This window comes from Brevundimonas sp. EU05-FHT14B11, from assembly GCF_058790835.1.
The window spans coordinates 622,894-645,287 of sequence record NZ_JBYTCY010000003.1; the positions used below are offsets into that span (position 1 = coordinate 622,894).

General features: G+C 68.5%; 17 protein-coding genes. 13 read left to right on the top strand and 4 right to left on the bottom strand.

The genetic code is table 11. The features are described 5' to 3' along the window. Window positions 1–257 precede the first annotated feature (257 nt). The 3 genes from AC3WRV_RS16415 (at window position 258) to AC3WRV_RS16425 (ending at window position 7,380) form a co-directional block, all read left to right on the top strand. Entirely contained in the window at window positions 258–5,600 is a 5,343-nt protein-coding gene (locus AC3WRV_RS16415) for a beta strand repeat-containing protein (protein ID WP_492314073.1), read from the top strand. 76 nt (window positions 5,601–5,676) lie between these two features. Further along, complete coding sequence (locus AC3WRV_RS16420) at window positions 5,677–6,336, top strand: hypothetical protein (protein ID WP_492314074.1); 660 nt, start codon at window positions 5,677–5,679, stop codon at window positions 6,334–6,336. 87 nt (window positions 6,337–6,423) lie between these two features. Then, the gene (locus tag AC3WRV_RS16425) at window positions 6,424–7,380 is read left to right on the top strand and encodes a cation diffusion facilitator family transporter (protein WP_492314075.1); all 957 of its coding nucleotides are present in this window, start codon (window positions 6,424–6,426) and stop codon (window positions 7,378–7,380) included. Window positions 7,381–7,391: 11 nt separating this feature from the next. Here the strand turns inward: AC3WRV_RS16425 and AC3WRV_RS16430 are convergent, their stop codons facing one another. Continuing rightward, window positions 7,392–8,261, bottom strand: coding sequence for a hypothetical protein (locus AC3WRV_RS16430; protein ID WP_492314076.1), 870 nt, complete (start codon window positions 8,259–8,261; stop codon window positions 7,392–7,394). Window positions 8,262–8,403: 142 nt separating this feature from the next. On the opposite strand from AC3WRV_RS16430, the gene AC3WRV_RS16435 reads away from it, so the two are divergent. The 8 genes from AC3WRV_RS16435 (at window position 8,404) to AC3WRV_RS16470 (ending at window position 18,012) form a co-directional block, all read left to right on the top strand. After that, on the top strand, window positions 8,404–9,504 hold the full coding sequence (locus AC3WRV_RS16435; RefSeq protein WP_492314077.1) for a CobW family GTP-binding protein: 1,101 nt from the start codon (window positions 8,404–8,406) through the stop codon (window positions 9,502–9,504). Window positions 9,505–9,586: 82 nt separating this feature from the next. Further along, the gene (locus tag AC3WRV_RS16440; protein ID WP_492314078.1) at window positions 9,587–9,805 is read left to right on the top strand and encodes a DUF2093 domain-containing protein; all 219 of its coding nucleotides are present in this window, start codon (window positions 9,587–9,589) and stop codon (window positions 9,803–9,805) included. Continuing rightward, a complete protein-coding gene (locus AC3WRV_RS16445; RefSeq protein ID WP_492314079.1) occupies window positions 9,802–10,767 on the top strand; it encodes a WD40 repeat domain-containing protein in 966 nt (321 codons plus the stop codon). Before AC3WRV_RS16440 ends, AC3WRV_RS16445 begins: the two co-directional genes overlap by 4 nt. A 369-nt stretch (window positions 10,768–11,136) precedes the next feature. Then, on the top strand, window positions 11,137–11,556 hold the full coding sequence (locus tag AC3WRV_RS16450) for a TadE/TadG family type IV pilus assembly protein (RefSeq protein WP_291840584.1): 420 nt from the start codon (window positions 11,137–11,139) through the stop codon (window positions 11,554–11,556). Beyond that, on the top strand, window positions 11,553–13,172 hold the full coding sequence (locus AC3WRV_RS16455) for a TadG family pilus assembly protein (protein ID WP_492314080.1): 1,620 nt from the start codon (window positions 11,553–11,555) through the stop codon (window positions 13,170–13,172). Before AC3WRV_RS16450 ends, AC3WRV_RS16455 begins: the two co-directional genes overlap by 4 nt. Before the next feature lie 39 nt (window positions 13,173–13,211). Then, on the top strand, window positions 13,212–13,919 hold the full coding sequence (gene mtgA / locus AC3WRV_RS16460) for a monofunctional biosynthetic peptidoglycan transglycosylase (protein WP_492314081.1): 708 nt from the start codon (window positions 13,212–13,214) through the stop codon (window positions 13,917–13,919). A gap of 86 nt (window positions 13,920–14,005) precedes the next feature. Then, the gene (locus AC3WRV_RS16465) at window positions 14,006–15,886 is read left to right on the top strand and encodes a M2 family metallopeptidase (RefSeq protein ID WP_492314082.1); all 1,881 of its coding nucleotides are present in this window, start codon (window positions 14,006–14,008) and stop codon (window positions 15,884–15,886) included. Window positions 15,887–16,017: 131 nt separating this feature from the next. Next, entirely contained in the window at window positions 16,018–18,012 is a 1,995-nt protein-coding gene (locus tag AC3WRV_RS16470) for a pilus assembly protein TadG-related protein (protein ID WP_492314083.1), read from the top strand. A gap of 264 nt (window positions 18,013–18,276) precedes the next feature. Here the strand turns inward: AC3WRV_RS16470 and AC3WRV_RS16475 are convergent, their stop codons facing one another. Continuing rightward, window positions 18,277–19,188, bottom strand: a complete 912-nt coding sequence (locus AC3WRV_RS16475) for an isopenicillin N synthase family dioxygenase (protein WP_492314098.1) — start codon at window positions 19,186–19,188, stop codon at window positions 18,277–18,279. Window positions 19,189–19,413: 225 nt separating this feature from the next. Between AC3WRV_RS16475 and AC3WRV_RS16480 the strand changes: the two genes are divergently transcribed. Together AC3WRV_RS16480 and AC3WRV_RS16485 are read left to right on the top strand one after the other, a co-directional pair. Then, on the top strand, window positions 19,414–20,088 hold the full coding sequence (locus tag AC3WRV_RS16480; RefSeq protein ID WP_291838780.1) for a YiaD family glycine zipper/OmpA-like lipoprotein: 675 nt from the start codon (window positions 19,414–19,416) through the stop codon (window positions 20,086–20,088). Between the two features lie 353 nt (window positions 20,089–20,441). Next, the gene (locus AC3WRV_RS16485; RefSeq protein ID WP_291838777.1) at window positions 20,442–20,612 is read left to right on the top strand and encodes a hypothetical protein; all 171 of its coding nucleotides are present in this window, start codon (window positions 20,442–20,444) and stop codon (window positions 20,610–20,612) included. Window positions 20,613–20,616: 4 nt separating this feature from the next. Here the strand turns inward: AC3WRV_RS16485 and AC3WRV_RS16490 are convergent, their stop codons facing one another. Together AC3WRV_RS16490 and AC3WRV_RS16495 are read right to left on the bottom strand one after the other, a co-directional pair. After that, complete coding sequence (locus AC3WRV_RS16490; protein ID WP_291838775.1) at window positions 20,617–21,921, bottom strand: UDP-glucose dehydrogenase family protein; 1,305 nt, start codon at window positions 21,919–21,921, stop codon at window positions 20,617–20,619. A gap of 185 nt (window positions 21,922–22,106) precedes the next feature. Next, a partial coding sequence (locus tag AC3WRV_RS16495; RefSeq protein ID WP_492314084.1) for an OmpA family protein occupies window positions 22,107–22,394 on the bottom strand: 288 nt, incomplete at its 5' end.

Genomic DNA, 22,394 nt, shown 5'->3' on the forward strand with positions numbered 1-22,394 from the left:
ATCAACCCTGACGATACCGGTGCGCAGAGTTCTATGCATGATGCGGGGCTGATCGATGCTCCGCCGGCGCTGCGTTTGACTGGCGATCATCCTCCAGTCGCCTCGTTGGCGAGTTTTCTGCTCGAAGTTAGCTTCGCCATAATCTCTGGTTGCTTGCCCGACCCTCTTAAGGTTTAGGTAAGAGTACCTAGCGTCGGCGACGACGCCAATGCATAACGGCGCTTCATGAGCGCCCGTCTTCAGGGGGAGACACCTATATGCCGACGACCTGGTCCACCGTAACCGATCCCATTGGCGACACCGGCGCCTTCGACAGCCGCATGATCTTCGGCGACTTCGACGGCGATGGCGACATCGACATCCTGTTCCAGAACGGCAACACCGCCGGCACCGGCATCGGCTACATGCGGAACAACGGCAACGGGACGTTCGTCACGTTCACCGACGCCACCGCCGCCGGGTCGATCTTCCAGGGCGTGGACCTGTCGGGCCGTCAGATCAGCCCGGCCAACTTCTTCATCCTGGACTTCGACGGCGACGGCGACCTGGACATCCTGGACCGCACATCCAACAGCACGACCTTCTTCCGGAATGAAGGCAACGCCGGCTTCACCCGCATCGCCGATCCGATCCCGGACACCGGCAGCTTCGATCAGCGCATGGTCTGGGGCGACTTCGACGGCGACGGCGACGTGGACGCCCTCTACCAGAACGGCAACACCGCCGGATCGGGCATCGGCTTCCTACGCAACGACGGCGGCCTGAGCTTCACCAACTTCACCAACGCCGCGGCGGCAGGCACGCCCTTCACCGGCGTCGTCTTCACCGGCCTGCAGATCACCACCTCCACCTTCGTGGTCGATATCGACGACGACGGCGACATGGACATCCTGGATCGCGGCACGACCCAGGTGATGTACCGCAACGACGGCGGGACCATGGTCCGCACGGCGGATCCGCTGGCCGACATCGGCAATTTCGACGCCCGCATGATCTTCGGCGACTTCGACAGCGACGGCGACACCGACGCCATCTACCAGAACGGCAACACCGCCGGGACCGGCTTCGGCTATTTCCGTAATGACGGCGGGTCCTTCACCAACTTCACCAGCCTGACCGGCACGCCCTTCGAGGGGCTGGACCTGACCGCCCAGCAGCTGACCACCTGGACCGCGGTGGACATCGACGGCGACGGCGACGTGGACATCGTCGACCGCGACCAGGCCGGCGGCGGCCTGGTGCTGTACCGCCAGAACGGCGCCCCGCCGCGCCTGACCGCCACGACGCCCTCGGACAACGGCACGGGCGTGGCCCCGGGCGCCAACATCACCCTGACGTTCAGCGAAAGCGTCACCAAGGGCAACGGCAACATCTACATCTACCGCGGCGACGGCATCCTGATCGAGACCATCTCGATCGGCTCGGCCCAGGTGACCGGCTCGGGCACGACCTGGACGATCGACCCGTCCGTCACCCTGGCGGGCCTGACCAACTACTACATCCTGATCGACCAGGAGACCTTCGCCGACGCCGAGGGCGCGGTGTTCGCCGGCATCTTCAACCCCACGACGCTGAACTTCACGACGGCGTCGAGCAACACCGCCCCGACCTTCACCAACCTGAACGGCGACGCGGCCGCGCACACCGAGAACGTGCCGGTCCGGCTGGACGTGGGCGGCAACGCCACGGTGGCGGACGCGGAAAGCCTGAACTTCGACACCGGCACCCTGACCGTCACCATCACCGCCAACGGCCAGGCGGGGCAGGACGTGCTGAGCGTGGCCAACATCGGCAACGGGGCCGGCCAGATCGGCGTCTCGGGTTCGGCGATCCTGTATCAGGGCGTGCAGATCGGCACCTTCACCGGCGGGACCGGCGGCGTGGCCCTGGTCATCACCCTCGATACCGACGCCACCCCGGCGGCGACGCAGGCCCTGGTGCGGGCGCTGCAGTACAACAACACCTCGGACGCGCCGAACACCGCGACGCGCACGGTCACCATCGTCCTGACCGACGGCGACGGCGGCACCAGCACGACCCAGACGACCAGCGTCACCGTCACGGCGGCCAACGACGTTCACACCGGCGGCGCCGCGATCACCGGCACGGCAAGCGAGAACGGCGTCCTGACCGCCGTCTCGACCCTGGCGGATCCGGACGGCCTGGGCGCCCTGCACTATCAATGGCAGCGCGACACCGGCGGCGGCTTCGTCAACGTCGGCGCCGACCAGTCGACCTACACCCTCGGCGACGCCGACGTGGGCGGCGTGGTCCGCGTGGTCATCTACTACACCGACGCCGGCGGCACGGTGGAATCGGCGACCTCGGCGGCGTCCGCCGCCATCGCGGCGGTCAATGATCCGCACACCGGCGGCGCCTCGCTCACCGGCACGGCGACCGAGAACCAGACCCTGACCGCCGTCTCGACCCTGGCCGACGTGGATGGCCTGGGCACGCTGCACTACGACTGGCAGCGCGACACCGGCTCGGGCTTCGTCTCCATCGGCGCGGCCGACCAGGCGACCTACACCCTGGGCGACGCCGACGTGGGCGGCGTGGTCCGCGTGGTCATCAGCTACACCGACGGCCAGGGCTTCTCGGAATCGGCGACCAGCGCCGGCACCGCGGCCATCGCGGCCATCAACGACGCGCCCACGGGCGGCGTCTCGATCACCGGCACGGCGACCGAGGACCAGGTCCTGACCGCCGATTCCTCGACGCTCGCCGACGCCGACGGCCTGGGCACGCTGCACTACCAATGGCAGCGCAACACCGGATCCGGCTTCGTCAACGTCGGGGCCGACCAATCGACCTACACCCTGGGCGACGCCGACGTAGGCGGCGTGATCCGCGTGATCACCAGCTACACCGACGGCCAGGGCTTCGCTAACAGCGTGACCAGCGCCGGCACTTCGGCCGTCGCAGGCGTCAATGACGCCCCGACGCTGAGCCTGACCGGCACGACCACGACCTTCGTCGAGGACGGCGCCTCGGCGGACCTGTTCTCGGGAGTGACTGTCACCAATCCCGAAAGCGGCCAGGAACTGACGCTGCGCCTGCAGGTCAGCGGCGTTTCCGACGGTCTCGACGAGCAGCTGATCCTGTCCGGCGTGCCCATCAACCTGGTCGCCGGCAGCCCCTTCATCCAGCCCGCGCCGGGCGGCGCCGTGATGGTGCAGGTGACCTCGGGCGGGGCGGGCGTGCTGAACGTCATCATCGTCGGCATCAGCTCGAACACCCACGCGCAGCAGATTCTGGACGCGCTCGTCTATCGGAACGCCAGCCAGAACCCGACCGTGGGCGACCGCACCGTGACCGTGGTCTCGATCGCGGACAACGGCGGCGGCTCCAATCTCACGACCGTCAATGTCAGCACGACGGTCACCGTCAGCGCGGTCAACGACGCCGCCGTGGCGGTGGACGACGTCAACATCACCGCCGAGACCGTCGCCGTGAGCGGCACGGTCTTCACCAACGACAGCGACGTGGACGGTCCCGCCCTGGTGGTCAGCGCCGTGAACGGCTCCGCAGCGTCGGTCGGGATGCAGATCACCCTGCCGTCGGGCGCCCTGCTGACGCTCAACGCCGACGGGACCTACAGCTACGATCCCAACGGGGCGTTCGCGTATATTCCGGGCCCGTCGTCGGGTTCGCCGAACCAGACGGCGACCGACACCTTCAGCTACACCCTGGCCAACGGAAACACCGCCACGGTCACCATCACCATCACCGGCCAGGACACCGAGGGCGACGTGGTCACCGGCGGATCGGGCGACGACGTCCTGACCTCGGGCGGCGGCGACGACACCTTCGTGGGCGGCGGCGGCAACGACACGCTGACCGGCGGAGCCGGCAAGGACACCGCCGACTATACCAACGCCAGCAGCGGCGTCGTGGCCGGCCTGAACACGGGAACGGCCGACGACGACGGCGACGGCGGCGTGGACACGCTGATCGAGATCGAGAACCTCACCGGCTCGGCCTTCAACGACACCCTGACCGGGGCCGAGGGCGAAAACGTCCTGAGCGGCGGAGGCGGCTATGACGTCCTGGTCGGCCTGGCCGGCAACGACACCCTGTACGGCGGAACCGGCACGGCCAACGAGATGTACGGCGGCGAGGGCGACGACACCTATTACGTCGACGCCGACGACACGATCATCGAGGAGGTCGACGAGGGGCATGACACCGTCGTCACTACCCTCAACGCCTTCTTCCTGGGGGCCAATTTCGAGGACCTGACCTACGCCGGCTCGGGCAATTTCCAGGGCCGGGGCAATGCGCTGAACAACGTCCTCACCGGCGCCGCCGGCGACGACATCCTGAGCGGCGGCGCCGGGCGGGACCGGCTGAACGGCGGCCTGGGCAGCGACACGGCCAGCTATGCGACGGCCGCCGCCGGGATCGTGGCTGATCTGGCGGCCAATGCGGTCACCAACGACGGCGACGGCGGCTCCGATATCCTGACCAGCATCGAGAACCTGACCGGCTCGGCCTTCAACGACAGCCTGTCGGGCGACGCTTCGGCCAACAGACTGGACGGCGGCGACGGCGACGACGTGCTGATCGGACGCGGCGGCAACGACGTCCTGCGGGGCGGCGACGGGGTCGATACGGCGGACTACAGCGCCGCAGCCTCGGGCATTCGCGCCCAGCTGGATACGGGCGAGGTGACCGACGGCGACGGCGGAACCGACTACGTCAGCGGGGTCGAGAACATCATCGGCACCGCCTTCAACGACGTGATCATCGCCAGCACGGGCGACAATGTGCTGGACGGCGGCGCCGGCTACGACATCCTGATCGGCGGCGAGGGCAACGACACCCTGCGCGGCGGATCCGGCGTGGCCAATGAGCTGTACGGCGGCGAGGGCGACGACCTCTATATCGTCGACGCCAACGACACGATCGTCGAGCTGTCGGGCGAGGGCGTGGACCGTGTCGAGACGACGCTGCACAGCTACACCCTGGCCGACAACGTCGAGCACATGCGCTTCACCGGCACGGGCAACTTCGCCGGTCAGGGCAACGCCCTGGCCAACGAGATCACCGGCGGCATGGGCGACGACACCCTGACCGGCGGCGGCGGCGACGACGTGCTGGACGGCTGGTCGGGTCGCGACACCGTGGTCATGAGCGGCCTCAGCACCGACTATACGATCGTGCACCTGGGCGGCAGCCAGTACCGGATCACCGACAATGTCGGCGGTCGCGACGGGATCGACCTGCTGAACGGCATCGAGGAGGTCCGCTTCTCCAACGGCGTGACGGCCATCCTCAGCGGCGGCGCCGCCTCGCCGGTCCTGTTCGTCAAGGACGCCGCTTCGCAGCCGCTCACCCAGCCCGGCCTCATCGCGGACGACCAGAAGGACACGGCCGAACCCCTGGTCCTGCCCGGGGTGACCGACGACGACTTCCTCATCGGCAAGGGCGATCACCTTCCGCTGGTGCAGCCGGGTCTGGGCGACGATGCGCATGGGCTCGAGATGAGCCATCTGGCTCCGTCGGTCATGATCGACGGCGTGCAGATCGCCGTGCTGGAAGATCACGCCATCCCCGGCATCGGCCACGCGCCGGGTCACGACGACTGGATGTTCTGATCCACCGATCCGGCGGCGCACGAAAAATGCGCCGCCGGGCTCGACTGTTATAAAGTAACACGCTACAGGGCGAGCAATGTCGCCGTCCGATCTCGAGCAACCCATTCTGCTGTCCCTGCTGGGGACCGGCTTCGCCACGGCCTTCCTGCACGCCGCCCTGCCCACGCACTGGCTGCCTTTCGTGCTGGTCGGCCGGGCGCAGCGCTGGAACCTGCCGCGCGTGCTCGGCGCGGTCGGCGCGGCCGGCCTGGCCCATATCGCCACCACCGCCCTGTTCGGCAGCCTGATCGTCATGGCCGGGCTGGCGCTCGACCAGTGGATCTCGGGCCTGCTGCCGCACATCTCGGCGGTGCTGCTGTTCCTGTTCGGCGCCTTCTACCTGGCCCGCGCCACCCTGCGCCGCCCCCGGATGGCGGGCGGCCCGGAGATGGACCTGCCCGAGCCCACCGTGTCCCACGCCGCCGCCTTCTGGGGGCTGGTGGCCATGATGGCCGTGTCGCCGGGCGAGGTCCTGCTGCCCATTTACCTGTCGCAGGCCACCGAGGGCCTGCTGGTGCTGATCGCCCTGACCCTGACCTTCGCGGCGGGCACGGTGGCCGGCATGGCGGTCTTCACCCTGCTGGCCCGCGCCGGCTGGTCGGTGCTGCGGCTGGAACGCTGGGCCCGTTACGAGGGCGCGGTCCTGGGGGTCGCCCTGATCGCCATCGGCCTGCTGGTCGTCTTCCACCAACACTGAAGGTTGGTGAAAGGTTATATATTTACATTCAATGACTTAGTAGAACGCCGCATTGACCCCTTACGCGACGGAGCCTAAGGACGCCGCATGGCGCACGGACACGACCACGCACACGATCATGCCGACCACGCCCATGACCATGGGCATGGGCACAGCCATGGGCCCGGGGGCCATCATCACGGCCCGGTCGACACCGGCGACTGGCGCTACGCCGTCGGCCTGATCGTCAACCTGGCCTTCGTGGCCGTGGAGTTCGGGGCCGGGATCATCAGCGGCTCGACCGCCCTGATGGCCGACGCCGGGCATAATCTGTCGGACGTGCTGGGCCTGGCGATGGCCGGGGGCGCGGCCTGGCTGGCGCGCCGCGCGGGCGGGTCGCAGAAGACCTACGGCTACGGCAAGGCCACGGTGCTCGCCGCCCTGTTCAACGCCCTGCTGCTGATCTTCGCCTGCGGCGCCATCGCCTTCGAGGCCGTGCGCCGCCTGGCCGAACCGGCCCCGGTCGGCTCGGTCACCATCATGATCGTGGCGGGCATCGGCTTCGTGATCAACCTGGGCACCGCCCTGCTGTTCATGAAGGACCAGCACAAGGACCTGAACGTCCGCGGCGCCTATCTGCACATGATGGCCGACGCGGCGGTCTCCATCGGCGTGGTCATCGCCGGGGGCGTCATCCTGCTGACCGGCTGGTCGATCGTGGATCCCCTGGTCAGCATCGCCATCGTGGTGGTGATCCTGCTCGGCACCTGGGGCCTGCTTAAGGACTCGGTGAACCTGGCGCTGGACGCCGCGCCGCGGAACGTCGACGTCGAGGCCGTTCGGGCCGCCTTCCTGGCCCTGCCCGGCGTCCGCGCCGTGCACGACCTGCACATCTGGGGGCTGTCGACCACCGACACCGCCCTGACCGCCCATCTGGTCCACGAGCGCGCCGACGCCGACGCCCTGCTGGCGGAGGCCCAGACCCTGGCCCGCGCCCGCTTCCAGATCGGCCACACCACGCTTCAGCTGGAAAGCGGGGCGCTGCCGGACTGTCCGGACTGCTGAGCGACCGCGGATCAGTCCGCGGTATCAAGCCTCAGGTCGATGCGGCGCTGACGCCGGAAGCGCTCTAGGTCTTCGGGCTCCCGCACCGCGACGCGTACATAGTCCTCGAGCATCTCGCCCCAGGTCGCGATGAACTCGCGCTGCATCTGCCGATTCCGGGCCACGTAGAGACGCCACTCGAAAAGGCCCCATAGGACCACCGCGACGGTGAGCCCGGTCGCCAGCGAACTGCCCGCGACCAGCGTCAGCAGGGGAACGGTCACGACGGGAAACACGGCGCCGTCGGGCGGCCGGAGGAATTTCTTGATCTTCCACGGCTGCAGATCCCACGCATCCTTCAGACCCATGGTCAGGGCCTCCGCCATCGCGGCTTCGCGCTGAGGGCGACCGGGTTCGGTGGCCAGGATGCGGGCGTGCGCCCAGGCGCCCCGCCTGAGCCGATCCATGGGGGCGTCCAGATAGTCCCGGAACAGGCCAAACGGCAGCCACCCCAGCCCCAGGCTCAACTGGAAATGCAGGGGAAAGATCGAAGCCAGTCCCATGAAGACGCCCTCGCCCCGCGCGACGGTGGGCGCGTGCGCCCACCGTCCCTGGCCCGGCCAGTCGTTCGCCATGGCCCGGGGCAGATCATAGGCGACATGGAGGTAGGCCCCGGCGGCCAGCCGCAGCAAGGGCGTGTTCAGACGCAGCCAGATCGCCCGGTATCCCGCCAGCTCCCCACTGTCGTTCCAGCGCTGTCGCTCTTCCAGGAACGTCACGACGAGCCGCTCCAGCCACGTCCGGTCGTCGCCGGAGAGGGTGGCCGCCCTACTACGAATGTCCGCCGTCACGGCCCGGTAGACCTTGTCGAAGGGACGAAAATAGCTTGGAGGAAGTCTCATCGGGGGCGGGCCTCCAGGGTTCACGGCGAAGCTTCACCACCTTCTCCCGTCTTCGCAAGGCGAAAATCCCCCTGAAGTTGCATCGACCAGCAAGTGGCCAGCCCCCTTCCCTTCCGGCGCCCCAACCGCCATCTAGCGGCCCATGACCGACACCGCTTCCGCCGCAAACGCCAAGATCCCCGTCACCGTCCTCACCGGCTATCTCGGCGCGGGCAAGACCACCCTGCTGAACCGGATCCTCACCGAGGACCACGGCAAGCGCTACGCCGTCATCGTCAACGAGTTCGGCGAGATCGGCATCGACAACGACCTGGTGGTCGGCGCCGATGAGGACGTGTTCGAGATGAACAACGGCTGCGTCTGCTGCACGGTGCGCGGCGACCTGATCCGCGTCGTCGCCGGCCTGATGAAGCGCCAGCGTCCGGGCAAGCCCGCCTTCGACGCCATCATCGTCGAGACCACCGGCCTGGCCGACCCCGGCCCGGTGGCCCAGACCTTCTTCGTCGACGAGGAGGTCAAGGCCAAGACCCAGCTGGACAGCGTCACCGCCCTGGTCGACGCCAAGCACGTGATGGCGCGCCTGGACGACTCCAAGGAGGCCCGTGAGCAGGTCGCCTTCGCCGACCGCATCATCCTGAACAAGGTCGACCTGGTCACCGCCGAGGAGCTGAACGAAGTCGAGCGCCGCCTGCGCGCGCTCAACCCCCTGGCCCCCATCACCCGCACCGAGCGGGCCAATGTGCCGCTGGACCAGGTGCTGGGCGTGCACGGTTTCGACCTCGACCGGATCACCGAGGTGCGTCCCGACTTCGTCAATCCGCCGCACGGCGCGGACGGCCATGTGCACGACGACCACTGCGGTCATGATCACGACCATGATCATCATGACCATGATCACGGGCATGATCATGGGCACGACCACGGTCCGCGCGGCCACGCGCACGAGGACGACATCAAGGGCATCGCCCTGTCGCTGGACCGTCCGATGGACGGCCAGAAATTCACCGCCTGGCTGGACAAGCTGCTGGGCGAGCAGGGCCAGAACATCCTGCGCGCCAAGGGCATCATCGAGGTGGCCGGCGAGGACCGCCGCCTGGTCTTCCAGGCCGTGCACATGATCCTGGAGGGCGACCTGCAGAAGCCGTGGGGCGACAAGGAACGCCGCTGGTCGCGCGCCGTCTTCATCGGCCGCGATCTGGACGAGGCGGCGCTGAAGGCCGGGTTCGAGGCGTGCGCGGCTTGATCGCACCCGAGCCCAGGACCGCGCTGATCGTCGGCGCGTCGCTGAACCGCTTCCTCCGCTGGAACGGCGAGGCGCTGCCCTGGTGAACCCGCCCCTCGCCCCGCATCGCGAAGCCGTGCTGCATTACGGCACCCCCGACTTCGAGGTGGTTCAGCCCGGCGACTTCGTGCGCTGCGCGGTGTCCGGCGCGGCCATCCCGCTGGACGCCCTGACCTATTGGAACGTGGCGCTGCAGGAGGCATACGCCTCGGCGGAGTTCATGACCCGCCGGTGGGTCGAGACCCACAAGGCCGAGACATGACCCTCTTCCAGTTCGATGCCCAGCCCACCGCCGCCCTGTTCGAGAAGGACGGCGCGGTCTTCGCCCTGGGCGACGGCGCGGTGCGGTTCGAGGACGGCGCCTTCAGCATCGCCCACGACGGCGCGATCCTGTGCGCCTGCGCCCACCCGTCGGGCGAGGGCGTCCTGACCGGGGGCGACGACGGCCGGGTGATCTGGCACCGCAAGGGCGAGGCCGGCCTGCTGGCCACCGCCAAGGGCGCGTGGATCGATTCCATCGCCGCCTCGGCCGAAAGCGGGCTGATCGCCTTCTCGGCGGGCAAGACCCTGTCGGTGATCGACGCCAAGGACGCCGCCTTCCGCCGCGACTTCGTGCACGAGCGCACCGTCTCTGGCGTGGCGTTCGAGCCCAAGGGCCGGCGGATCGCGACCTCGACCTACGGCGGCGCGGCGCTGTGGTTCGCCCGCATCGCCGACCAGAAGCCGACCCTGCTGAAGTGGGCCGGATCGCATACCGGCGTGGCCTTCTCGCCGGACGGCGCCTTCGTCGTCACCGCCATGCAGGACAACCAGTTGCACGGCTGGCGGATCAAGGACCAGAAGAACCTGCGCATGGGCGGCTACCCCGGCAAGGTGAAGTCGGTCAGCTTCCTGTCCAACGGCCAGCTGATGGCCACCTCGGGCGCGCAGGGCGCCGTGCTGTGGCCTTTCGTCGGCGCCAACGGTCCGATGGGGCGCGAGGCCACCGAGATCGGCTTTGACGAAAGCAGCCTGGTCACCCTGGTCGCGTCGACGCCGAAGGCCGGCCTGCTGGCCGCCGGGCTGAACGACGGGCGCGTCTGGCTGGCCGATCCGGCCGGCCAGGGCCTGAACTTCCTGAAGGCCGAGAAGGGCGCCCCCATCGTGGCCCTGGCCATGAGCGCGGACGCCCGGCGCATCGCCTGGGCCGACGAGGACGGCGGCGCGGGGGTCGCCGACACCTGAATCTCATTCAGGGATGAATTCGTCCGAAATTCGCAGATTCTCGAAACATCGTCTTCCGATGCGTATTTCTACTAGGGTGAAATGACCATTTCTACGCGTATAAATTACCATCTACCCGTTTAGGGTGTATTAGCCATTGTGGCGTTAGGCTGTGACCATGTCGCACGCCAAACCCATTCCTGGCTTCTTGGGACTAGAGGTCCCGCCCCGCACCGAGGCGCCCCAGCGCACGCGGCCCAAGCCGGTGTCTATGGCGGACCTCTCTCCCGAAGAATGGCGCATCGTCTCGATGGCCGAATGTCCGAAGACCCGGCGGACCATGGCCGACACCATTCTCAACTCCACATCCGGCGCCGGAAAGGCGCCCCCATGTCGCGCCCGGTAATCCTCACGCTCATGCGCAACCGCCGCGGGGGAGCCGCGGTGGAGTTCGCCATACTCGCTCCGGTCCTGCTCGCCCTCGTCGCCGGCGGCATCTTCTACAGCCGCTGGTTCACGGTCGCGTCGCAGACCCAGAACCTGGCCAGTGACGGAGCCCGCGCCGCCGTGGCGGGCCTGGACGACACAGAGCGCCAGACCATCGTTTCTGGCCTGATGACCGGCGCCGTGGCGCGCGTGCCGCTGGAGAAGGGCGCGACCCGCACCTGGCGCGCCTGGCGCGACGGCGACCTCTACGCCGTGTCCGTGACCACGACCCTGCCTGACTACGACCTGGCGCGGCTCATTCCCATGCCCAACCCCGCCGTCACCCGCGAGGCCGTCGTCGTCATTCCGGAGGCCGCAGGATGACCAGTTTTCTCAAACGCCTGCGCCGCGACCAGCGGGGCGGGGTCGGCGCCCTCTCGGTGCTGCTGGCCGTGCTCGTCATCACCGCGACCGCCGCCACGGTCGACGCCGCCTCGGTCGAATTCCGCGCCCGCGCGCTGCAGGGACTGGCCGACACCGCCGCCGTCTCGGCCGCCGGCGACCTGACCACCGCCGAGAGCACCGTGCGACGCGTGCTGAGCCTGAAGCAGTCCGGCGCGCGCATCGAACAGGTCGCCCTGGGCGAGTATCAGGCAAAGGCCGATGTCGCCGTGGCCGACCGCTTCAACCCCGAAGGGCCCGTTCCCGACGCCGTTCGCGTGGTGTTGCGCGAGGACGTGCCCCTGTTCTTCGGCTCCGTGCTCGGCATCGGGTCGGTGCGGGTGCAGAAGACCGCCGTGGCCATCCGCCCGGCGCGCGACGCCGCCGCCTTCTCCATCGGCTCGCGCCTGCTGACCCTGGACCCCCCGTTGGCCAACGCCATCCTGTCCCAGTTGATCGGACGCGAGATCAAGCTGACCGCCCTGTCCTATGACAACATGCTGGCCTCCAGCCTGGACGTCGACGACCTGCTGGACGAACTGGGCCGCGTCCTGTCCGCCGACGACCGCGAAAACCTGCTGACCCGCGACCTGTCGACCCGCCAACTGGTCGACGCCATGGCGAAGGGCACGACAGGCCCGACCAACCTGGCCCTGAAGAGCATCTCCGCCACGCTGGCCACCGGGCCGGACCGAAACCTGCGCCTCGGCTCCCTGATCAATGTCGCGTCGGGCGTGAAGGGCGATATCAGCGCCAAGGTTCCCGTCTGGGACCTGCTCAACGCCGCCCTGGGCGAGGCCGCCGGGCCGCAGACCATTGATCTGAACGCCGATGTCGACGGCCCCGTCACCGCCAAGGTCCGCCTGGCCGTCGGGGAACGCGAGCAGAAATCCCCCTGGCTGACCGTGGCCCGCGACGGCACGACCGTGGTGCGCACCGCCCAGGTCCGGCTGCATGTGGACGTCACCACCGCGAATCTGGCCGGCCTGGGTCGGGTCCACCTGCCGGTCTACGCCGAGGTGGCCAGCGGCAAGGCGGCCCTGACCTCCATCAACTGCCGCGAGGACAGTTTCGACGTCACCGCCCGGTCCGGCATCGCCAGCGTCGCCCTGGGCGAGATCGAGTCCTCGAAGCTGTCCGACTTCTCGCGCGACGCCGCCCTGTCGCCCGCCGCGATCCTGGATACCGCCGTCCTGAAGGTCCGCGCCGCCGCCCGCATCAATGTCGGCGATTCCGGCGACACCCGCCTGCGTTTCCACCGCGCCGACATCAACAGCCTGAAGGCCCAGACCATCGGCGCCAAGGGCATCCTCGGCTCGACCCTGACCAGCCTGGTGGCCAACGCCCATCTGGACGTGCAGGTGCTGGGGCTGCTGGGCATCTCCCTGCCGGGGCTGCCCGCGACCCTGCGCGACATCCTGGCCGGGGTCGCCGCCCCGCTGGACAGCGTTCTGGAGGAGATCCTGAAGCTGGTCGGCGCCGGGATCGGCGAGGCCGACGTGCGCGCCGCGGGCCTGGAATGCGGCACCAAGGGCTCGCCGCCCACCCTCGCCGCCTGACCTCTTGCGCCCGCCCGAGGAGCCGCCCAACATCGGCGCATGACGGGGGCTCCCAAACCAAAGAGGCGGCGGCCGATCCTGACCGTCTTCCTGATGCTGACCGTGCTGCTGGTCGGGAGCGTGGCGCTGTACCGTTTCGTGCCGCCGCCCCAGACCTGGCTGATGACGGCCCGGCTGTTCGAGGGCTCCGGCCGGGACTACCGCTGGCGCTCGCTCGACGACATCTCGCCTCGTCTGGTCGAGGCGGTGATCGCCTCGGAAGACTCCACCTTCTGCGCCCACGCCGGCTTCGACATGAAGGCCATCGAGAAGGCGCTGCAGACCAACGCCAGGGCCGAGAAGCGCGGAAGCGGCCGCATCCGCGGCGGCTCCACCATCAGCCAGCAGACCGCCAAGAACGTCTTCCTGTGGCCGGGCCGGGACTGGATCCGCAAGGGGCTGGAGGCCGGCTACACCCTTCTGATCGAGACCACCTGGGGCAAGCGCCGGATCATGGAGGTCTATCTGAACGTCGCCGAATGGGGACCGGGGATCTACGGCGCCGAGGCCGCCGCGCGGCACTGGTACGGAAAGAGCGCCAAGGATTTGACCGCCCGCGAAGCCGCCCGCCTGGCCGCCATCCTGCCCAGCCCGCGCCGCTACAAGGCGGCGGCGCCCGGCCCCTATGTCCGTCGCCGCGCCTCGCGGGTCCAGGCGGCCATGGGCACGGTCCGGAACGAGGGCCTGGCGCGCTGCGTCCTTCGCTAGATCCGCACCGCTGACCGCTTGACGCCATCGGCCGGCGCGCGTCCCTTGTCGCCAAACCAGCGGCGGGAGGCCGCGAGGAGGAGCCTATGAAGCGTACCCTGATGACCGCGACCGCCGTCTGCGCGCTCGCCTTCGGCGTCGCCGCCTGCGCCGGCCTGAGCCACGCCGACAGCGCCGCCGCCCCGGCCGCGACCGATGCAGCCGCCCCGGCGTCCGCGACCCAGACCTGGCCCGTCACGACTGAAGGCGCCGCCGCCTTCGTCGCCGCCGCCGAGACCCGGCTGGCCGCGCTGAGCGAAGAGGCCGCGCGCATCCAGTGGACCCGCGCCACCAACATCACCTACGACACCATGTGGCTGGAGAGCCGCATCAACGCCGAGGTCACCGAGACCCAGGTCGAGCTGGCCAACCAGGCCGCCGCCTTCAACGACGTCCAGGTTCCGGCCGATGTCCGCCGCAAGCTGAACCTGCTGCGCCTCGGCATCGTCCTGCCCGCCCCGAACCGTCCGGGCGCCGCCAATGAACTGGCCGAGATCACCACCCGCCTGGACTCGACCTACTCCGTCGGCAAGTTCGAGTATCAGGGCCGCCAGATCACGCTGGACGACGCCAACGTCCTGATCGCCGAGAGCCGCGATCCCAACGAGACCAAGGCCCTGTACGAGGGCTGGCGCACCATCTCGCCGGTCATGGCCGCCGACTACGCCCGCATGGTCGAGATCGCCAACGAGGGCAGCCGCGAGCTGGGCTTCGCCGACACCGGCGCCATGTGGCGCGCGGGCTATGACATGGACCCGGACGCCTTCGCCGCCGAGACCGACCGCCTGTGGGAACAGGTGAAGCCCTTCTACGTGAACCTGCACTGCTATGTGCGCGGCCGCCTGAACGCGAAGTACGGCGACGCCGTCCAGCCCGACCACGGCCCGATCCGCGCCGACCTGCTGGGCAATATGTGGTCGCAGCAGTGGGGCAACATCTACGACGTCGTGGCCCCGACCAGCGGCGGGACGTCCAGCTACAGCCTCGATGCGCTGCTGACGAACGCCCAGTACGACGCCACCCGCATGGTCCGCACGGGCGAGGGCTTCTACACCTCGCTGGGCCTGCCGGCCCTGCCCCAGACCTTCTGGGAGCGGTCGATGATCACCCGGCCGCGCGACCGCGAGGTGGTCTGCCACGCCTCGGCCTGGGACCTCGACAACGCCGAGGACATCCGCATCAAGATGTGCACCCAGGTGAACGGCGACGACTTCTACACCGTCCACCACGAGCTGGGTCACAACTACTACCAGCGCGCCTACAAGGATCAGCCCTTCCTGTTCAAGAACGGGGCGAACGACGGCTTCCACGAGGCCATCGGCGACTTCGTCGGCCTGTCGGCCCTGACGCCCACCTATCTGAACCAGATCGGCCTGCTGCAGACCACGCCGGGCGCGGAAGAGGACATTCCCTTCCTGCTCAAGATGGCGCTGGACAAGATCGCCTTCCTGCCGTTCGGCCTGATGGTCGACCGCTGGCGCTGGGGCGTCTTCGACGGCGAGACCAGCCCGGCCGAGTACAACAGCGCCTGGTCGGCCAACATGCTGAAATATCAGGGCCTTGTGCCGCCGGGACCGCGTCCGGCCAACGCCTTTGATCCGGGCGCCAAATACCACATCCCGGGCAACACTCCGTACACCCGCTACTTCCTGGCCCACATCTACCAGTTCCAGTTCCAGCGCGCGGCCTGCAAGCAGGCCGGCTGGCAGGGCCCGCTGCACCGCTGCTCGATCTACGGAAACAAGGAGGTGGGCGAGCGCTTCGAGCGGATGCTGGAGATGGGCCAGTCGCGCCCGTGGCCGGAAGCGATGGAAGCCTTCACCGGCGAGCGCGGCAACGACGCCTCGGCGGTGGCCGACTATTTCGCGCCGCTGAACGCCTGGCTGACCGTGCAGAACCGCGGCAAGACCTGCGGCTGGGACGCCTGATCGCCTGAACCAGAGAGCCCGGCGGTTCGTCACCGCCGGGTTAACCCTCGCCGTTAGGCCTTCCCTTAACCGAACTCGGTCATCTTCCGCCCCGATGACCGTCGGCGCCCTGTGCCGCGGCGAGGACCGGGATGACGATGGCTATCGGACACTGGATCAGCGGGATCGCCCGAGGCGCGTGCAACCTTGTTCGCCGCATGGCGTCCGAGACACGCGGCAACGTGGCCATGATCTTCGGCCTCAGCATGCCCGTGCTGGTCCTGATGACCGTCGGCGGGGTCGATATCCACCGCGCCTCGACCGTGCGGGTCAACCTGCAGGACGCCCTGGACGCCGCCACCCTGGCCGCCGCCCGCTCGCCCTACTCCGACGACGTCAACATCCAGCGCGTCGGCCTGGCCGCCCTGAAAGCCAATCTGAAGGCCTATCCGAACATCACCCTGCGCGAGGCCGACACCACCTTCGTACTGAACAAGTCCGAGATCGTGGTCGCCAGCTCCAAGGTCGATGTGAAGACCCTGGTCGCCAACATCTTCCTGCCGCCCTACGGCAAGTTCATGGATGACTACATCCAGGTGGGCGCCCACTCCGAGGTCAACCGGGCGACCAAGGACATCGAGGTGTCGCTGGTGCTGGACATCACCGGCTCGATGGAAGGGACCCGCCTGTCCGACCTCCAGGAGGCGGCGAACGATCTGGTCGACCTGGTCGTGCAGACCAACCAGAGCATCAACAAGACCCGAATGGCGCTGGTGCCCTATTCGATGGGCGTCAACGCGGGCAGCTATCTGAACGATGTGCGCGGGGCCGCGCGCGGGGCCACCAACATCACCGGCGCGGCCTGGATGGTGGCCAACAGCCAGAAGACGATCACCGCCATGACGAAGGCCAGCCCCGGGGTCTTCACCGCGAACAGCCACGGCTACTCCACGGGCGATTTCGTCTGGATCAGCGGGGTGACCGACGGGAACAATTCGGGCCAGACCGACCTAGCCTCCTACCTGAACGGCAAGTCCTACAAGGTGGTCAGGATCGACAACAACACCTTCTCCCTGCAGACCCTCGCCGGGTCGGCCATCAACACCACGGGCTACCAGACCTATACGGCCAGCAGCGGCATCGCCCGGCGTTGCCTGGTCTCGACCTGCGAGGTGGTGGTGACCTCGAACGGCCACGGCCTGGCCACGGGCGAGGACGTCCGCATGCTGAACGTCGGCGGCATGACCCAGCTGAACACCCAGAACAGCGTCAGCCCCAGCGGTTCGACGCCCTTCTACCAGACCGTCACCAAGCAGACGGACTCGACCTTCTCGATCAACAACATGGTCGGCCCCGTGGCGGCGGTGTCCAACTACACCTCGGGCGGCACGGTGCAGTGCCTCGAGTACGGCTGCGCCAACTTCCTGTTCACGAACAACGAGAACAACCTGCGCATCTTCGAGGCGTCCAGCTGCGTCAGCGAGCGGGTGGGCTCCAACGCCTACACCGACGCGGCCCCGTCCACGTCCAAGGTCGCCTTCTCCTATGTCGGGACGACAAACGTCGGTCAGGGCGGCTGCATGACCACCACATTCACGCCGCTGACCACCAACCGCGACACGCTGCATAGCCGCATCAACGCCTACAAGGCCGAGGGCGGCACCGCCGGCCAGATCGGCGTGGGCTGGGGCTGGTACATGGTCTCGCCGACCTTCGCCTCCATCTTCCCGACGGAAAGCACGCCCGATCCCTACGGCACGCCGAACCTGCTGAAGGTGGTGATCATCATGACCGACGGCGAGTTCAACGCGGTCTACTACAACGGCGTGCGGGCGCGGGACTCGGGCGCGGGCGGCGGTTCGAACGACCGCTGGATCAACCACAATTCCAACAACGGCAGCCCCTTCCTGCAGTCGGTGAACATGTGCAACGCCATGAAGGCGCAGAACATCATCATCTACACCGTGGGCTTCGACATCTCGGGCACGCCGGACACCACGCCCGGAACGGTCGATACGGCCACCGAGGTCATGCAGGCCTGCGCCACCAGCCCGGACTACGTCTACCTGCCGCAGAACGGCTCCTCGCTGAAGACGGCCTTCGCCGCCATCGGCCGCAGCATCAGCCAGCTGCGCATTTCCAAGTAGGCGGCGCCTCGGGCGGCAGGCGCTGGTGGATGGGAAGTGGCTAGTGATTAGTGGCTGGCCGCCAGCCTGCGACGGGACCGTTTGCGCCGCCCTTCCGCTGGCGACGTACACAGCGCGCGGAGCGGCATCTCAGTAGCCGGCGGCCGCGGAAGGGCGACACCGGCCACACGGCCGCACCCTGCTGGCCAGCCACTAGTCACTAACCACTAATCACTCGCAGCCACCAGCGTCGGCCCGTCGCGCACCGCCGCCGGCTGCCGCCCGTCAGATCAGCCGGATCTCTTTCAGCCGCTGGGTCAGGAAGTCCTCGGCCATCAGCGGCTGTCCGGCGTAGCGGTCAGGGTTTTCCGGCGTGATCGTGGACGGCAGGGTCTCGATCATGAAGTCCGGGTTGAAGTGCAGGAAGAAGGGCGTCGAGTAGCGGGCGAAGCTGGCCCGTTCCGGCGTCGGGTTGATCACCCGGTGGCTGGTCGACGGCAGGACGTGATTGGTCAGGCGCTGCAGCATGTCGCCGATGTTGACCACCAGGGCGCCCGGCGGCGGCGCGACTTCCAGCCATTCGCCGTCGGCGTCCTTCAGCTGCAGGCCGCGCTCCTCGGCGCCCAGCAGCAGGGTGATGACGTTGATGTCCTCGTGCGCGCCGGCGCGGACGCCCGAGGCGCCGGCCGGCACCGGCGGATAGTGCAGCATGCGCAGGATCGAATTGCCCAGCTGGACCTTGTCCGCGAAGAAGTCGTCGCCGAGTTCCAGATAGCGGGCGATGCCGCGCAGCACCTTGGCGCCCAGGGCGTCCATGGCGCTGAACATGCCGTACAGGTGGTCCTTGAAGCCCTCGACCTCGGTCGGCCAGACGTTGTCGCGCATGTATTTGCGGTAGGGGTGGCCCTCGGGCAGTTCACGGCCGACATGCCAGAACTCCTTCAGGTCGACGGTGGCGGCGCCCTTGGCGGCTTCGACGCCGAACGGGGTCAGGCCCCGCGCGCCGCCGGTGCCCGGCTGGTGGTACTGGCGCTTCACGTCTTCCGGCAGGGCGAAGAAGGCCTTGGAGTCGTCGATGGCCGCCTCGATCACCGCCTCGTCCAGGCCGTGATCGGAGATGACGGCGAAGCCGTAGCGCTTGAACGACTGGCCCAGCTTGTCGGCGAAGGCCTGGAAGTCCTGATCGTACAATTTCATCGACACCGGCTCGAGGGCGCGGGTCGGGGCGGGGGCGGCTTCGGTCACGTCTGAACCCTTGTCGACAGTCTGGCGGTTTCCATACGCCCTGCGGCACGACCTTGGCAAAGCGTGGGCGCCGTCCGAAAAAATCCGACCGGATCCGTTCAGCTCCGGTACAGATAGGAACCTTGACTGTAAGGCCGCGTTTCAGGGCCAGAACCCGTACGATCGAAAGGATCCATCATGCGCGCCAAACTCTTCGTCACCGGCGTGAGCATCGCCGCCCTGCTGGGCGCCGCCGCCTGCACCACCACCGACCCGTACAGCTCGACTCCGCGCCGCAACAACACCGGCACCGGCGTGATCGCCGGCGCCCTGGGCGGCGCCCTGCTGGGCTATCTGACCAACACCTCCAACTCCGAGGAAGGCCGCAAGAACGCCCTCATCGGCGCCGGCATCGGCGCCCTGGGCGGGGCGGCGGTCGGCTCCTACATGGACCGTCAGCAGCGCGAGCTGGAAGCCGAACTGTCCGGCTCCGGCGTCGGCGTGGCGCGCCAGGGCGACAACCTGGTCCTGCGCATGCCGTCGGACGTGACCTTCGCCTCGAACCAGTCGTCCATCAACGCGCGCTTCTATGCGACCCTGGACGACGTGGCCGCGGTGCTGGACCGCTACGACCAGTCGCTGATCGACATCGTCGGTCACGCGGATTCGGACGGCGCGGACGACTACAACCTGAACCTCTCGCGCCAGCGCGCCTCCTCGGTGGCCCGCTACCTGGTCGATCGCGGCGTCCTGGCTGACCGCCTGTACGTCGATGGCCGCGGCGAGAGCCAGCCGATCGCCTCCAACGCCACCCCGGACGGCAAGGCCCAGAACCGCCGCGTCGAAATCCTGATCCGCCCGTTCCGCGGCTGATCTGACTGGCTCCGGCGGCGGTGCGTCATGCGCGGCCGCCGGCGGCCGGCAAGTGGTTAGTGGCTAGTGGTTAGTGGCTGGCCGCCAGCCTGCGACGGCGCCCTCCGCGCCGCCCTTCCGCAGGCAGCCAAAGAACGAGCGTGGCGTCAGCACCGTCAGGCGTCAGCGGAAGGGCGGCGCAGGCCGTGAGGCCGTACCCGGCTGGCCAGCCACTAACCACTAGCCACTAACCACTTTCATCCCCGGTCCAGCCGACCGTAACGCCGCTTTTTCCGCGCCTCACACCGTTCCGTGACTTGCACAGCCGGCGCGCGAATGCTCGATACGGAAGCACGTTCGACTCGGGGGAACGATTGCGTCCGGACCATCAGGAATTTGCAGACGGCCTCAGGCTGGCCACCATCGCGGTCATCGCCGCGGTGCTGTCGGCGACCGTCGTCATCGGCGCCGGCCGCGTCCTCCTGCCCCGCCCCGATCCGGTCGCCGAGGCCCAGGCCCAGCTGGTCCGGACCGTCTCGCGATAGTCGCCTAGGCCCGGCCGATCGAGGTGTAGCGGAAGCCGCGCGCCCGCATGTCGTCGGGGCGGTAGACGTTGCGCAGGTCCACCATCACCGGCTGACGCAGCAGCAGCTTGACGCGGTCCAGGTCCAGCGCCCGGAACTGGTCCCACTCGGTCAGGATCACCACCACATCGGCGCCGGTGACGGCCTCATAGGGACCGTCCTTGAACACCACGCCGTCCAGCAGCTTGGACGCCTCATGCATGCCCTCGGGGTCGAAGGCCTGAACCGTCGCGCCCAGGGCCATCAGGGCCGGGGCCACGTCCAGCGAGGGGGCGTCGCGCATGTCGTCGGTATTCGGCTTGAAGGTCACGCCCAGCAGGGCGACCGTCTTGCCCTTCAGGTCGCCGTCCATAGCGGCGGAGACGCGGCCGGCCATGGCCTTCTTGCGCGCGTCGTTGACCTCGACCGTGGTCTCGATCAGGCGCACCGGCGTGCCGGCGTCCACCGCCGTGCGCACCAGGGCGAGCGTGTCCTTGGGGAAGCAGGAGCCGCCGTAGCCGGGGCCGGCGTGCAGGAATTTGGCGCCGATCCGCTTGTCCAGGCCGATGCCGCGCGCGACCTGCTGCACGTCGGCGCCGACCGCCTCGCACAGGTCCGCCATCTCGTTGATGAAGGTGATCTTCATCGCCAGGAAGGCGTTGGCCGCATATTTGATCAGTTCGGACGTGCGGCGACCGGTGAACAGGATCGGCGTCTCGTTCAGGTTCAGCGGACGGTACAGCTCGCGCATCACGGCCTGGGCGCGTTCGTCCTCGGTGCCGACCACCACGCGGTCGGGCCGCTTGAAGTCCTCGATGGCGGCGCCCTCGCGCAGGAACTCCGGATTGGAGACCACGGCGAACTCGGCGTCGGGGCGGCGTTCGCGAATGATGCGTTCGATCTCGTCGCCGGTGCCCACCGGGACGGTCGACTTGGTCACCACGACGGTGAAGCCCTCGATCAGGCCGGCGATCTCCTCGGCGGCGGCGTAGACATAGGACAGGTCGGCGTGGCCGTCGCCGCGGCGCGACGGCGTGCCCACGGCGATGAAGACGGCGTCGGCGCCGCGAATCGCCTCGGCGCCGTCCAGGGCGAAGGACAGGCGGCCCCCGCGCACGTTCGAGGCGACCAGATCGTCCAGGCCGGGCTCGAAGATCGGGATCTCGCCCTTCTCCAGCCGGTCGATCTTGGACTGGTCCTTGTCGACGCAGGTCACGTCATGGCCGAAGTCGGCGAAACAGGCCCCTGACACCAAGCCCACATAGCCGGTTCCGATCATCGCCACGCGCATGTGGGTCCACCCCGTTCAGACAGGCCGTGGAGATAGCGACCGGGCGCGCCTTTGACCACCCCGGGCGTCGCGGCGGCGGACAAAGCAAAACCGCCGGCCCTCTTTGGAGGACCGGCGGCTCTGTAGTCTGGGCCTACCGGCCTTCGGCCTGCTTGAGGCCGAAGGCTTCGGATCAGCTTCCGTTTTTAGCGGAAGTTGATGCCGATGGTGGCGCGACGGTTCAGCGGCTCGCGAACGCCGTCGGCGGTCGGGCGGGCCAGCTGGGTTTCACCCTTGCCGTCCAGCGAGATCACGCCGCCGTTGACGCCCGAGGCGACCAGGGCGTCAGCCACAGTGCGCGCACGGCGGTTCGACAGGCCGATGTTGTACGCCGCGGAACCCGAGGTGTCGGCGTGGCCGACGATCAGGATGCGCGTCGGACGACCCGACTTGGCGTAGTTGGCGGCCTGCGTGACCACCGATTGGGCTTCGGC

Coding starts and splice junctions, on each gene's coding strand:
- AC3WRV_RS16420 (WP_492314074.1), top strand. CDS start 5,677: ATGTCGCCGTCCGATCTCGAGCAACCCATTCTGCTGTCCCTGCTGGGG.
- AC3WRV_RS16490 (WP_291838775.1), bottom strand. CDS start 21,921: ATGCGCGTGGCGATGATCGGAACCGGCTATGTGGGCTTGGTGTCAGGG.
- AC3WRV_RS16450 (WP_291840584.1), top strand. CDS start 11,137: ATGTCGCGCCCGGTAATCCTCACGCTCATGCGCAACCGCCGCGGGGGA.
- AC3WRV_RS16480 (WP_291838780.1), top strand. CDS start 19,414: ATGCGCGCCAAACTCTTCGTCACCGGCGTGAGCATCGCCGCCCTGCTG.
- AC3WRV_RS16470 (WP_492314083.1), top strand. CDS start 16,018: ATGACGATGGCTATCGGACACTGGATCAGCGGGATCGCCCGAGGCGCG.
- AC3WRV_RS16445 (WP_492314079.1), top strand. CDS start 9,802: ATGACCCTCTTCCAGTTCGATGCCCAGCCCACCGCCGCCCTGTTCGAG.
- AC3WRV_RS16415 (WP_492314073.1), top strand. CDS start 258: ATGCCGACGACCTGGTCCACCGTAACCGATCCCATTGGCGACACCGGC.
- AC3WRV_RS16455 (WP_492314080.1), top strand. CDS start 11,553: ATGACCAGTTTTCTCAAACGCCTGCGCCGCGACCAGCGGGGCGGGGTC.
- AC3WRV_RS16475 (WP_492314098.1), bottom strand. CDS start 19,188: ATGAAATTGTACGATCAGGACTTCCAGGCCTTCGCCGACAAGCTGGGC.
- AC3WRV_RS16430 (WP_492314076.1), bottom strand. CDS start 8,261: ATGAGACTTCCTCCAAGCTATTTTCGTCCCTTCGACAAGGTCTACCGG.
- AC3WRV_RS16465 (WP_492314082.1), top strand. CDS start 14,006: ATGAAGCGTACCCTGATGACCGCGACCGCCGTCTGCGCGCTCGCCTTC.
- AC3WRV_RS16435 (WP_492314077.1), top strand. CDS start 8,404: ATGACCGACACCGCTTCCGCCGCAAACGCCAAGATCCCCGTCACCGTC.
- mtgA (WP_492314081.1), top strand. CDS start 13,212: ATGACGGGGGCTCCCAAACCAAAGAGGCGGCGGCCGATCCTGACCGTC.
- AC3WRV_RS16425 (WP_492314075.1), top strand. CDS start 6,424: ATGGCGCACGGACACGACCACGCACACGATCATGCCGACCACGCCCAT.